Here is a 249-nt window from a genome sequence, read left to right on the forward strand (position 1 = left end):
GGTTCAGCAGGATCGCGCCGATGGCGCCGCCGTACTGCGAGCCGTAGAAAATACCGGCCAGCATCAGGATGGCGGGCACCGGCTGCATCACGTAGGTCAGCGGCAGCAGGATGGAAATGGCCGACAGCGCGCCCATGCCGGGCAGCACGCCGATGAGGTTGCCCACCAGCACGCCGAAGAACGACCACATCAGGTTGTGGAACTGGAACGCGACGCCGAAGCCATACCAGAGGTCCATCAAAGATTGAG

Annotated in this window: 1 protein-coding gene; it reads right to left on the reverse strand. The window is 63.1% G+C overall.

Annotated elements, in window-relative coordinates; translation table 11 throughout:
* A partial coding sequence (locus SB751_RS33710) for a tripartite tricarboxylate transporter permease (RefSeq protein WP_410749460.1) occupies positions 1 to 249 on the reverse strand: 249 nt, incomplete at both ends.

The sequence above is a fragment of the Cupriavidus sp. SIMBA_020 genome (assembly GCF_046535395.1).
In the GTDB taxonomy this organism is placed as follows: Bacteria; Pseudomonadota; Gammaproteobacteria; order Burkholderiales; family Burkholderiaceae; genus Cupriavidus; species Cupriavidus campinensis.